Annotated in this window: 11 protein-coding genes; 7 read left to right on the forward strand and 4 right to left on the reverse strand. The window is 65.9% G+C overall.

From position 1 onward, the window contains the following. Positions 1–9: 9 nt before the first annotated feature. Positions 10–2,280: a xanthine dehydrogenase family protein molybdopterin-binding subunit gene (locus tag OIN59_RS16035; protein ID WP_274112075.1), complete on the reverse strand. Its 2,271-nt coding sequence runs from the start codon at positions 2,278–2,280 to the stop codon at positions 10–12. A gap of 120 nt (positions 2,281–2,400) precedes the next feature. Next, the gene (locus tag OIN59_RS16040) at positions 2,401–3,000 is read right to left on the reverse strand and encodes a Crp/Fnr family transcriptional regulator (protein ID WP_274112076.1); all 600 of its coding nucleotides are present in this window, start codon (positions 2,998–3,000) and stop codon (positions 2,401–2,403) included. A 123-nt stretch (positions 3,001–3,123) separates the two neighbouring features. Here OIN59_RS16040 and OIN59_RS16045 point away from each other — a divergent pair, with 123 nt between their 5' ends. Both OIN59_RS16045 and OIN59_RS16050 read left to right on the forward strand, forming a co-directional pair. After that, entirely contained in the window at positions 3,124–3,900 is a 777-nt protein-coding gene (locus tag OIN59_RS16045; RefSeq protein WP_274112077.1) for an SDR family NAD(P)-dependent oxidoreductase, read from the forward strand. 57 nt (positions 3,901–3,957) lie between these two features. Further along, positions 3,958–4,296 carry a darcynin family protein gene (locus OIN59_RS16050; RefSeq protein WP_274112078.1) on the forward strand — a complete coding sequence of 113 codons (339 nt, stop codon included), beginning with the start codon at positions 3,958–3,960 and terminating at the stop codon, positions 4,294–4,296. Here the strand turns inward: OIN59_RS16050 and OIN59_RS16055 are convergent. Further along, complete coding sequence (locus OIN59_RS16055) at positions 4,293–5,486, reverse strand: MFS transporter (RefSeq protein WP_274112079.1); 1,194 nt, start codon at positions 5,484–5,486, stop codon at positions 4,293–4,295. The two genes, OIN59_RS16050 and OIN59_RS16055, sit on opposite strands and share 4 nt — an antisense overlap. Positions 5,487–5,902: 416 nt before the next feature. On the opposite strand from OIN59_RS16055, the gene urtA reads away from it, so the two are divergent. From urtA to urtE, 5 genes are all read left to right on the forward strand, one after another. Next, a complete protein-coding gene (urtA, locus tag OIN59_RS16060; protein ID WP_056641426.1) occupies positions 5,903–7,165 on the forward strand; it encodes an urea ABC transporter substrate-binding protein in 1,263 nt (420 codons plus the stop codon). A gap of 155 nt (positions 7,166–7,320) precedes the next feature. Then, entirely contained in the window at positions 7,321–8,901 is a 1,581-nt protein-coding gene (gene urtB / locus OIN59_RS16065; protein WP_274112080.1) for an urea ABC transporter permease subunit UrtB, read from the forward strand. Positions 8,902–8,921: 20 nt separating this feature from the next. Beyond that, a complete protein-coding gene (gene urtC, locus OIN59_RS16070) occupies positions 8,922–10,061 on the forward strand; it encodes an urea ABC transporter permease subunit UrtC (RefSeq protein ID WP_274112081.1) in 1,140 nt (379 codons plus the stop codon). After that, complete coding sequence (gene urtD, locus OIN59_RS16075) at positions 10,058–10,933, forward strand: urea ABC transporter ATP-binding protein UrtD (RefSeq protein ID WP_274112082.1); 876 nt, start codon at positions 10,058–10,060, stop codon at positions 10,931–10,933. The genes urtC and urtD overlap by 4 nt, the downstream gene beginning before the upstream one ends. A gap of 76 nt (positions 10,934–11,009) precedes the next feature. Beyond that, complete coding sequence (gene urtE / locus OIN59_RS16080; RefSeq protein ID WP_274112083.1) at positions 11,010–11,702, forward strand: urea ABC transporter ATP-binding subunit UrtE; 693 nt, start codon at positions 11,010–11,012, stop codon at positions 11,700–11,702. A gap of 4 nt (positions 11,703–11,706) precedes the next feature. On the opposite strand, the gene OIN59_RS16085 is transcribed toward urtE, so the two are convergent. Beyond that, the gene (locus OIN59_RS16085; protein WP_274112084.1) at positions 11,707–12,564 is read right to left on the reverse strand and encodes a phosphatase PAP2 family protein; all 858 of its coding nucleotides are present in this window, start codon (positions 12,562–12,564) and stop codon (positions 11,707–11,709) included. Between the last annotated feature and the right edge of the window lie 163 nt (positions 12,565–12,727).

Below are 12,727 nucleotides of genomic sequence, written 5' to 3' on the forward strand. Positions count from 1 at the left end.
TGCGTTGGGTCAGCTGAGCTTGAGCGGCAGTGCGCGCAGGCGCTGGCCGGTCAGGGCAAACAAGGCATTGGCCACGGCGGGTGCGATGGGCGGCACGCCGGGCTCACCCACGCCCTCGGGGGGCTCGGCGCTGGCGATGATGTGCGTTTCCACGCGGGGGCAGTCGGCCATGCGCAGCAGGGGGTAGTCGTGCAGGTTGCTCTGCTGCACCTGGCCTTCTTTGATCGTCACTTCGCCCCACAGCGCAGCGGTAAGGCCATACACCACGGCGCTTTCCATCTGCTGGGTGATGAGGTTGGGGTTGATGGCTGCGCCACAGTCGATCACGCACACCACGCGGTGCACGCGGATGGCCTTGTCGGCGCCCACCGATACCTCGGCCACCTGCGCCACGATGGAGCCGAACGACTGGTGCAGTGCCACGCCGCGCGCACGCTGCACGCCCGACGCATCGGGCGGCAAGGGCTGGCCCCAGCCCGCCAGCTCGGCCGCCTTTTGCAGCACCTTCAGGTGGCGCGGGTGCTTTTGCAGCAGCGCGGCGCGGAACGCCACCGGGTCTTTCTTGGCGGCATGGGCCGCTTCGTCCACAAAACTCTCTTTGAAAAAAGCCTGGTGCGAATGCCCCACCGAGCGCCAGAAGCCCACGGGCAGCGGCAGGTCGATGATCTCGTGGGCAATGCGTGCGTGCGGCCACTCGTAGGGTTGGTCGAACGCGCCTTCGGACGCGGTCTTGTCCGGCCCGGCGCCCGGCAGGCCAAAGGTGCGGGCCAGCACCTGCGGCACGATGGCCTGGCCTGCCGACACGTTGTGCCAGGCCACCAGCTGCCCCTGCGCGTCCAGCCCGGCCTTGAATCGGGCCACGCACGCGGGGCGGTAAAAGTCGTGCTGCATGTCCTGCTCGCGGGACCACAGCGTCTGTACCGGCGCGCCGCCCGCTGCCTTGGCAATGGCGGCGGCCTGGGCCACGTAGTCCACCTCCAGCCGTCGGCCAAAGCCACCGCCCAGCAGCAGCTGGTGCACGGTCACTTTGTCTTCATCGATGCCCAGGGCCTTGGCAGCGGCCATGCGTGCCAGGCCTGGCACCTGGGTGGATGTCCACACGCTGGCCGCACCGTCCTTGAACTGCGCCGTGCAGTTGATCGGCTCCATGGCGGCGTGGGCCAGGTAGGGGGCGCGGTAGTCGGCGGTGAGCGTGGTTGCGGCGCCTTGCAGAGCCTGGTCCACGTCGCCCACGCTGTGGTAGCCAAAGCCCTGGGCCTGGTCCAGCGCCTGGGCAAGTTGGGTCATGACAGTGGCGCTCGACAGCGTGGCGGCGGGGCCGTGGTCCCATTGCACGGTGACTGCGGCGGCAGCCTTCTTGGCGTGCCAGGGCGTGTCGGCAATCACGGCCACGCCGCCGGTGCCGCCGTGGTATGGCACCACGGCCAGCACCTGCTTCACGCCCGGCATTTTTTGCGCGGCAGCGCCGTCAAACTGGGCCACCTTGCCACCGCGCGTGGGGCACATCACCACGCTGGCATGCAGCAGGCCGGGCGGGTGGGCGTCAATGCCAAACACCGCCGTGCCATCGAGCTTGGAGGGCGCCTCGATGCGTGTGAGCGGCTTGCCGATCAGCTTGAATGCGGCGGGCTCCTTGAGGGTGACCTTGCCCGGCGGTGGCTGCTGTGCCGCCAGTGCCGCCAGTTCGCCAAACGTGGCGCGCTGGCCTGCCGCGTGTTCCACCACACCTGCGGTGGCCTTGCATTCGGCGGCCTGCACGTTCCATTGCGCGGCCGCTGCGTTGATGAGCATGGCGCGGGCGTGAGCCCCGGCCTCGCGCATGGGGCGCCACAGGTCCTTGATGCTGCTGGAGCCGCCCGTCATCATCACGCCCACCTCGCGCATGGTCTTGGCCGTCAGCCAGCCCGCCACGGCCTTGATGGAGCCGTCGTTGTCGGGGTGGAACGGCAGGCCGTCCACCACCGTGGCCAGGTTGTTGTAGATGTCGTCGATGGGCGCCATCTCCAGCCGCACCTGGGCCCAGTCGGCGTCCAGCTCTTCCGCCAGGATGGCGGCCAGCCCGGTGTGCGCGCCCTGGCCCATTTCGGACTTGGCCATCATCACCGTCACCGTGTTGTCGGCTGCTACCTTGAGCCAGCCATTCAGCGCCACCTGGCCCGTGCCCTGGGGCAGGGGCTGCGCGGTGTGCAGCCGCTGGCGCGGGGGCACCACGCCCCAGCCGATGACCAGCGCGCCGGCTGTTGCGGCGCCACCGAGAAGCACTGTGCGTCGTTTCACCATGGGTTGTCCTGAGCGGTTGAGAAAGTGCACGCCGGCGCCTTCGATGGCAATCACCGGGTGGCAAGGGCAGGGGGCCATCCTAGCGCCACTGCGCAGCGCTGCGTTGCTGGCGAATGTCGGCTATGTGACGCTGCGCCGCACGCGCATGGCAATGCGGTTGAGCCCGACGGGCGTCAATCCCAGGTGGCGGGCCAGGTCTTTTTGCGGGATGCGCAGCGCCAGGTTGGGGTGTGATGCCAGGAAGGCACGGTAGCGGCCCTCGGGGGTGAGGGTGAGCAGTTCGCGCTCACGCGCCTCCTTGCGTGCGGCGTACACCAGGGTCAGCTGATACAGCGCCTTTGCCCAGGGCAGGTGGCGTTCGGCCAGCGCGAGCAGTACGCCGTGGTCGATGCGCTCCAGGGTGGCGGACTCGATGGCCGTCACCATGAAGGCCGTGCGGCCGCCCGGCTGCAGGGCGGACACGCTGGCAAAAAAGCGTCCTTCTTCGGCAAACGACTTGATCCATTCCGTGCCGTCATCCTGCAGGTAGCTCAGCTTGAACAAGCCCTCTTGAACGGCGTAGACGTACGGGTGCTGTACCCCCTGCAGAAAGACCGTGCCGCCTGCCTGTACCGCGTGTGTGTTGATGGCGCGCTCTGCCGTGGCCCAATCGGGCAGGGCCTGCGTGCCCGCCGCCTGTGTGAGGAGTGACCAGAAGGCGGGGTGCTGGATGGGGGGCATGGCGCGCAGTATGCCGCGTAGCGGCGCCGTGTCGCGCCCGCCGGGCATGGGGTCGATCTCCCCTCCGTTCGCAATTAACCTGGGTTGATGACAACGGACGGAGCCATGCCTAGAGTGCGGCCCATGTCACACGCTCGCAATCCCGCCACCACACGCCAGGCCACGCCCGCAGGCCCTTTGCCACGCACCATCGTCACTGGCGCCAGCTCGGGCATCGGCCGAGCATTGACTCTGGAGCTGGCCCGGCGCGGCGTGCCCGTGCTGGCCGTAGCTCGCCATGCCGAGCCGCTGCAGGCGCTGGCAGACGCCCATGGGCTGATCGAGCCTTGGGTGGCCGACCTGTCCCGCATTGAAGAGATTGACGACCTGGCGGCGCAGTGGCTGCTGCACTATCCCGATATTGGCGCGCTGGTGAACAACGCAGGCATCCAGCACGACCTGCGTGTGGACGATGCCGGCTACAGGGCACAGGACATGCGCGCGGAGGTCGAGCTCAACCTGCTGGCGCCGATGGTGCTGACGCGCGCGCTGATGCCCCATTTGCAGGCCCAGCAGCGCGCATGGGTGGTCAATGTCGGGTCGGTGCTGGGCTCTTGCCCCAAGCGCACGGCGGCGGTTTACAGCGCCACCAAGGCCGGGCTGGACCTGTTCACCCAGGGGCTGCGGGTGCAGATGCAAGGCAGCCCGGTGCGGGCGGTTCATGCCGTGATGCCGCTGGTGGACACGCCCATGACCCAGGGCCGAGGACGCGGCAAGATCCCTCCCAATGTAGCTGCGCAGGCCCTGGTTCGTGGCCTGATTGCGGGACACACCGACATCCGCATCGGCAAGGCGCGCACGGCCTGGCATCTGCAGCGCTGGGCGCCTGGGCTGCTGGCCCGCATGCTGCGCTCCGCCTGAGCCAGGTCCGTTGGCCCAGTACCTGTCATTCCCCATTGAACCCAGGAGATCACCCCCATGGCAACCCGTTATGCCTTCTTCATCCACCTGCGTGCCCTGCCCGAGTGGCTGCGTCTGCCCCGTGAGCAAAGGCGCGTGCTGGGCGAGGCGCACCTGCATGCCCTGCTGCCCCGCTACCAAGGTGCCCTGCGCTTGCGCCACTTCGACGCCGAGGCATTTGCAGCGCCTTGCAGCGACCTGATGCTGGTGGAAACCGATGACCCGCTCAAGCACTACGACTTCATGGAACGGCTGCGCGATTCACCCCTGCTCACCGTGCCGTATTTCGAGGTGCTGCAGATCCTTCCTGCCATCGAGGACGGCTATGTGGCGTTCGAGCAGTCCGGCACGACCTAGACCGCCTTGCAGTCGGCCAGCTGCGCACTGGCTGTAGCTGTGGCTGCGGGCTGCCGGTCCAGCCAGGCGATGTAGGCCGTGAGTGCCAGCGCACTCAGCGTGACGCCTGCCGCCACCAGCGGAATGGCCTGCAGCGACCACCCGGCCGTGATGACTGCGCCCCCCAACCAGGCACCGATGGCGTTGCCCAGGTTGAACGCCCCGATGTTGAGCGTGGATGCCAGGCTGGACGCGTCGCCCGCCTGCGACACCACCCGCGCCTGCAGCGGTGTGCCCGCCGCAAACGACACCATGCCCCACACCACCACGGTGATGACGGCAGGCCACAGCCACACGCTGGTGAACGAAAACGCCGCCAGCACCCCGGCCAGCACGGCAAAGATGCCCATCAGCGAGGGCAGCAGCTTCCAGTCCGCCAGGCGGCCGCCCAGCAGGTTGCCAATGGTCAGGCCCACGCCGCACAGCAGCAGCACGCCGCTCACGTTCTGGGGCGAGACGCCGGTCACGTCGCGCAGGATGGGCGTGATGTAGGTGAACAGCGTGAACATGCTGGTGGATGCGAGCACGCTTACCGCCAGCGCCAGCCACACCTGCCGAATGCGCAGCACGCGGAACTCGCCCAGCGCGCTGCCGCTGATCTGGTGGCGCAGGTGCGGTACCCAGCGCACCACGGCGGCCACGGCCAGCACCCCAATCACCACCACGGCCCAGAAGGTGGACCGCCAGCCCAGGTGCTGGCCCAGCAGCGTGCCCAGCGGCACACCCAGCACGTTGGCCAGCGTGAGCCCGGTGAACATCAGCGCCATGGCCTGGGCGCGCTTGTGGGGCTCCACCACGCTGGCCGCCACCACGGCGCCAATGCCAAAAAACGCCGCGTGGCAGAACGACGTGACCACGCGCGCCACCATCAGCCACGCGTAGCTGGGGGCCAGCGCGCAACCCACGTTGCCCACGATGAAAAGCACCATCAGCCAGGTCAGCGTGGTCTTGCGCGGCCAGCGCGCGGTGGCCACCGCCAGCAGCGGCCCACCCACGGCCACGCCCAGCGCGTAGGCCGACACCAGCATGCCGGCGGCGGGGATGGAGACGGACAGGTCGCCCGCCACTTCGGGCAGCAGCCCCAGGATCACGAATTCGGTGGTGCCAATGCCAAAAGCGGCAATGGCCAGGGCCAGCAGGGGGAGGTTCATGGTGCGCAGCGGGGCAAAAAGGCGGCACCAGGGCCGATGGAGGCCAGGCGCGCAGAGACTAGGGAAAACCCGCAGATTCTACGGACGCTCCACAACCTTTGCTGGCCAAGGTTTTTGCATGAAATTGGCCTGTAGCGCTTGTTGAATATACGGTGATAGCTATTGTTTTTATAGTGAATGCAATCGTGGCGACAGCCCACCCCTGGCTGGCGTTGGGGGGCCGTGATGTGCCCCGCAATGACCCGGCGCCGGGCTCGTAGGCCCCAGGCGTGTACGCCACCCGGCGTATTTCGCCAACCGGCCCCGCTCTCCAGAATCCATTCCATCGCCCGATCCACTGTGGCTCCACACCGGGGCCCACCGAGCGAAGCGGTTTGATTGATTCCCTGATTGAAACCACCACCGGAGAAGCACACATGCAACGTCGTTATTCCCTCAAGGCCCTCGCGGCCGTCGCTACGCTCGCTGGCCTGTCTGCGCTGCCAGCCCATGCCCAGGACACGATCAAGGTCGGCATCTTGCACAGCCTGTCGGGCACCATGGCCATCTCTGAGACCGTGCTGAAAGACACCGTGCTGATGGCCATCGACGAGATCAACGCCAAGGGCGGCGTGTTGGGCAAGAAGCTCGAACCCGTGGTGGTGGACCCAGCCTCCAACTGGCCCCTGTTCGCCGAAAAGACCAAGCAGCTGCTGGGCCAGGACAAGGTCTCGGTCATCTTCGGCTGCTGGACCTCGGTGTCGCGCAAGTCGGTGCTGCCCGTCGTGGAAGAAATGAACGGCCTGCTGTTCTACCCCGTGCAGTACGAGGGTGAAGAGCTGTCCAAGAACGTGTTCTACACCGGTGCCGCGCCCAACCAGCAAGCCATCCCCGCAGTGGACTACCTGATGAGCAAGGACGGCGGCAGCGCCAAGCGCTGGGTGCTGCTGGGCACCGACTACGTCTACCCCCGCACCACCAACAAGATCCTGCGCGCCTACCTCAAGTCCAAGGGCGTGAAGGACAGCGACATCGACGAGAAGTACACCCCGTTCGGCCACTCGGACTACCAGACCATCGTGGCCGACATCAAGAAGTTCAGCCAGGGCGGCAAGACGGCGGTGGTCTCCACCATCAACGGTGACTCCAACGTGCCCTTCTACAAGGAACTGGGCAACGCAGGCCTGAAGGCCAAGGACGTGCCTGTGGTCGCCTTCTCGGTGGGCGAGGAAGAACTGCGCGGCGTGGACACCAAGCCGCTGGTGGGCCACCTGGCCGCCTGGAACTACTTCCAGTCCATCAAGAGCCCGGCCAACACCGAGTTCATCAAGAAGTGGAGCGACTACGCCAAGGCCAAGGGCATCGCAGGCCACAAGGACAAGCCGCTCACCAACGACCCGATGGAAGCCACCTACATCGGCATCAACATGTGGAAGCAAGCGGTTGAAAAGGCCAAGAGCACGGATGTGGACAAGGTGATTGCCGCCATGGCGGGCCAGACCTTCAAGGCGCCGTCGGGCATCGTCAGCAAGATGGACGAGAAGAACCACCACCTGCACAAGAGTGTGTTCATCGGCGAGATCAAGGCCGACGGCCAGTTCAACGTGGTGTGGAAGACCCCTGGCCCTGTGAAGGCCAAGCCATGGAGCCCTTACATCGAAGGCAACGACAAGAAAAAAGACGAACCCGAGAAGAAGTGATCTCCCCCTGAGCGGCTACGCCGCTTCCCCCTCTCTCACGCTGCGCGTGGGAGGGGGACGCCCCCAGCGCGGCGGGGCGGCCCTTGCGCGGGGGCGCTGGCATGGGCTGCGCTCACCGCAGAGGCTGGTCGTTTCTTTCACCCACTGGCCCTTCCATGCTTTTCTCTTTTTTCTCCCGTCTGATCGCCTGCGTTGTGTTGTGTGCAACTGCGCAGGCGTACGCACTTACCGCTGAGCAGGCCCTGGCCATGGCCGCTGGCGAGACTGACGACCGCGTGGCCGCCGTGCAGCAAGCTGTGGTGGAGCCCAGCGAACGCACCGCTGCCTTCTTGCAGGCGCTGGCCGACGACGCGGTGAAGGTGGCCGATGGCAAGGCGCTGATCGTGCGCGATGACAAGGGCATCGATCCTGTCACTGGCGCCGAGGTCCCTGTGCCCGCCGATGCCGAAGACATCATCAACAACAACCGTATGCGCGGCGAGATCGACACGGCCCTGGCGGGCCTGGCGCTGTTTGGCAAGGACGAAACCAAGCGCATGGCCGCCGCCAAGGCCCTGGCCAAGGAGCCTGATGCAGGCCGTCTGCCCCTGCTCGACAAGGCACTGGCGCAGGAGACCAACGACAAGATCAAGACCCAGCTGGAGCTGGCCCGCGCCGCCACCTTGCTGGGCAGCGACGACGCAGCACAACGCATCGCTGCCGCCCAGGCACTGTCGCTCAGCGCCACGCCTGATACACGGCTGCTGCTCAACGAGCGCGTCACCGTCGAAGAAGACGCCAAGGTCAAGGCCGCGCTGCAGGCCGCATTGCGCGCCATGGAAAGCCAGCTCGCCTGGGGCGAGCGCCTGGGGGCTGCGTTCTCGGGCATCAGCCTGGGCTCCATCCTGCTGCTCGTTGCCTTGGGCTTGGCCATTACCTACGGCCTCATGGGCGTGATCAACATGGCCCACGGCGAGCTGATGATGATCGGCGCCTACGCCACCTATGTGGTGCAGGGCATCTTCCAAAAGTATTTTCCGGGCGCGTTCGACTGGTACCTGGTTGCCGCGCTGCCGCTGGCCTTTGGCGCCTCGGCCGCCGTGGGCGCGGTGCTGGAGCGCGGCGTGCTGCGCTTTCTGTATGGCCGCCCGCTGGAGACGCTGCTGGCCACCTGGGGCATCAGCCTGGTGCTGATGCAACTGGTGCGCACGATTTTTGGCGCCCAGAACGTGGGCGTGGAAAACCCCGCGTGGATGAGCGGTGGCGTGCAGGTGCTCTCCAACCTCACGCTGCCCTACAACCGGCTCGTCATCATCGGCTTTGCGATTGCCGTGCTGCTGGGCATGGGCTACCTCATTGGCCGCACGCGGCTTGGCTTGTTCGTGCGTGGCGTCACGCAAAACCGCCCCATTGCCTCGTGCATGGGCGTGAACACGGCGCGCATCGACACCATGGCCTTTGCGTTGGGCTCGGGCATCGCAGGCCTGGCAGGCTGCGCGCTGAGCCAGGTGGGCAATGTGGGGCCTGACCTGGGCCAGAGCTACATCGTCGATGCCTTCATGGTGGTGGTGCTGGGTGGCGTGGGCCAGCTGGCGGGCACGGTGTATGCCGCGCTGGGCCTAGGCATTCTCAACAAGTTCCTCGAAGGCTGGGCAGGCGCGGTGCTGGCCAAGATTGCGGTGCTGGTGTTCATCATCATCTTCATCCAGAAGCGGCCCCAAGGCATCTTCGCGGTTAAGGGCCGCACGGCAGATTGAGTAGCCACGCGACAACCATCATGACGACTCCATCTCCTACCCCTCTCCAACTGCCCGCACCCGCGCCGCTGCTCACGCGCGGCGGCTGGTCGGCCTTCATCGTCGCGCTCATCGTGGTGTGCGCCGTGGCCCCGGTGCTCAACCTGTGGGTGCCTGCAGGCAGCCTGTTTCACCTATCTGACTACGCCGTGGCGCTGCTGGGCAAGATCATGTGCTACGCGATCTGCGCGCTGGCCATGGACCTCATCTGGGGCTACACGGGCATCCTGAGCCTGGGCCACGGCCTGTTCTTTGCGCTGGGCGGCTACGTGATGGGCATGTACCTCATGCGCCAGATTGGCCGCGACGGCAACTACAAGAGCGACCTGCCGGACTTCATGGTGTTCCTGGACTGGAAGGAGCTGCCCTGGCACTGGGCGCTGTCCGACAGCTTCATCGCCACGCTGTTCCTCATCGTGGCCGTGCCGGGCGTGATCGCGTTTGTGTTTGGCTACTTCGCCTTCCGCTCGCGCATCAAGGGCGTGTATTTCTCCATCATCACGCAGGCCATGACGTATGCGGCCATGCTGCTGTTCTTTCGCAACGAGACGGGCTTTGGCGGTAACAACGGCTTCACGGACTTCAAGCGCATCCTGGGCACGCCCATTGCCACGCAGAACATGCGCATGACGTTGTTCGTGCTGACGGGGTTGTCGCTGCTGGGCTTCTTCCTGCTCGCCCGCTGGCTGGTGCGCAGCAAGTTTGGCCGTGTGCTGCAGGCGGTGCGTGATGCCGAAACGCGCGTCATGTTCTCGGGCTACTCGCCGCTGCCCTACAAGCTCACCATCTGGACCATCAGCGCCATGATGTGCGGCGTGGCGGGCGCGCTGTATGTGCCGCAGGTCGGCATCATCAACCCCGGCGAAATGAGCGCCGCCAACTCCATCGAGATCGCTGTGTGGGCGGCCGTGGGGGGCCGCGCCACGCTGATCGGGCCCATCGTGGGCGCGTTCATCGTCAACGGGGCCAAGAGCTGGCTCACGGTGACGGCGCCGGAGTTCTGGCTGTACTTTTTGGGCGCGTTGTTCATTGCGGTCACGCTGTTCCTGCCCGATGGCGTGGTGGGGCTGGTCAAGAAGCTCAAAGCAAAAATGACAACAACGAAGGGAGCCGCGCAATGACGCCCGATCTGATGGAAGAAGGCGCGCGGCGTTTTCAGGCAAAGCTGGCGCCCGCAACACTGGGGCAGACCGAATCGGGTGGCCGCGCTGCAGGCTTCTCGCGCATTGCCACGCCGGGCGAAGTGGACGTGATCCACGGCCGCATCTTGTACCTCGAAGACGTGCATGTCAGCTTTGACGGCTTCAAGGCCATCAACGGCCTGAGCCTGGACATCGCCCCCGGCGAGCTGCGCTGCATCATCGGCCCCAATGGTGCGGGCAAGACGACGATGATGGACATCATCACCGGCAAGACGCGGCCCGACAAAGGCACGGTGTTCTTTGGCTCCACCATCGACCTGCTGCGCCACAACGAGCCTGAGATCGCCAGCTTAGGGATCGGCCGCAAGTTCCAGAAGCCCACGGTGTTCGAGCAGCTCAGCGTGTTCGAGAACCTGGAGCTGGCTTTGAAGACCCACAAGGGCGTGAAGTCCAGCATGTTCTTCCGCCTCGACTCCGCGCAGTCAGACCGCCTGGCCGAGATCCTGCACACCATTCACCTGGCCGACAGCGTGACGCGCCAGTCGGGCAACCTGAGCCACGGGCAAAAGCAGTGGCTCGAGATTGGCATGCTGCTGATGCAGGACCCCAAGCTGCTGCTGCTGGACGAGCCGGTGGCGGGCATGACCGATGAAGAAACCGCCCGCACGGCCGAGCTTTTCCTCACGCTCAAGGGCAAACATTCGCTCATGGTGGTGGAGCACGACATGGGCTTTATCCGCACCATCTCCGAGAAGGTGACGGTGTTGTGCGATGGGTCGGTGCTGGCCGAAGGCACGCTCGACCAGGTACAGGCCGACGAGCGCGTGATCGAGGTGTACCTCGGTCGGTGAAGGTATTTACTATCAAAAATATAGCTGCTTGCGCCTGTTGAATAAGCGCTAGCGGCTCAAAACACCATAAGCCACCATGCTCACCGTCCAAAACATCAACCAGTTCTACGGCGGCTCCCACATCCTGCGCGACGTGAGCCTCACCGCCACCCCCGGCAAAGTCACCGTGCTGCTCGGCCGAAACGGCGTGGGTAAAACCACGCTGCTCAAAAGCCTCATGGGCCTGGTGCCCATCAAAAGCGGCAGCATCAGCTTTGACGGCAAACCCATCGACAAGGCCACCCCCTACGACCGGGCACGCGCAGGCATCGGCTTCGTTCCCCAGGGGCGCGAAATTTTCGGCCGCCTCACGGTGGAAGAAAACCTGCGCATGGGCCTGGCCTACAAAAGTGGCTCGACACCTGTGCCTGCACACCTGTATGAACTCTTCCCTGTGCTCAAGCAGATGCTCAAGCGCCGGGGCGGCGATCTGTCGGGTGGGCAACAGCAGCAACTGGCCATCGCCCGCGCACTGGCCCCCGGCCCGCGTTTGCTGATCCTGGACGAGCCCACCGAAGGCATCCAGCCCAGCATCATCAAAGACATCGGCCGCGTGATCCGCATGCTGGCCGATCAGGGGGAGATGGCGATCTTGCTGTGCGAGCAGTATTACGACTTTGCACAAGAGCTGGCCGACGACTACCTGGTGATGGAACGCGGCGAGGTTATTGCACGCGGGCCGGGTAGCGAGATGGAAGCCAAGGGCATTCGCAACCTCGTCGCGATTTGATGGCTCATGGCTTTTGTGCGGCAGCGCCGAGGGCCGCGCTGCGCCAGCGCAACACGCTCTCCATGATCAGCACCGTGCACACCATCCACGTGCCGCCCAGCAGCCAGCCTGCCAGCACATCGCTGGCGTAGTGCACGTGCAGCACCACGCGGCTCCAGCCGGTGGTGAAGATCAGCGCGCCGGCCAGCACCACCGCAGGCAGGTGCCAGGCGCGGGGCAACAGCCGCGTGGCCAGGTAGGCCAGCATGGCGTAGGCCACCATCGACGCGCTGCTGTGCCCACTGGGAAAGCTGTAGCCGCTGGCCTCTGCAATGCCGTGCGTGTGCTCGGGCCGCACGCGCTCGAACAGATTCTTCAGCACCTTGGTCAACGCGCCGTTGCCTGCCATGGCCACCAGCCAGCCCGTGGCCAGCAGGCGGTGCCGGCGCAGCCACAGCGCGGCGGCCATGCCCAGTGCCAGTGTTGCCAGCACCCAGGTTTCGCCCAGGTGGGTGAGGGCGGAAAACCACTGCAGCACGGCGGCGGATGCCTGTGCTTGCAGGCCTGCGGCAAGGGCGTCGTCCAGTGCGCCCCAGGTGCCTGGGGCGTGCCCACTTTCGGCCAGCTCTGCCAGCGCGGCTCCTGCCAGAGTCAGCGTGCAGGCCGATGCAGCCATGGCTACCACCAACACCCAGCGCGCTTGCGCCGGAAACATGCGGCCCAGCGGGGCACCTGCGTGTTGTCGCAGGCCGCGCAAGCCGGTTAACGCGGCGCTTCCCAGCAGGGCAAACGCCAGCACGCCGGCCATCCACCAGCCTACGGGGTGTTGCGCCAGCAGGGCACCGATGTCGGTGGCGGCCAAAGCGCCGAGGGTTGTGGTCATTGGGGGCGATAGTCCTTTTCTGTCTGCTTGTGGAGGAGGTTGTGTTTGGAGAGAAGCCGGGGGTTGTACCGAAGTTCCCAGCATCCCGCGCCGCAGTGGGTGTATTGCGTCTTCATTGCAGCTGTCGGCGCAGGCTGACAGAGCGAAGGCGTGGCTACCGGCT

It is taken from the genome of Acidovorax benzenivorans (assembly GCF_028680575.1).
GTDB lineage: Bacteria > Pseudomonadota > Gammaproteobacteria > Burkholderiales > Burkholderiaceae_C > Acidovorax > Acidovorax benzenivorans.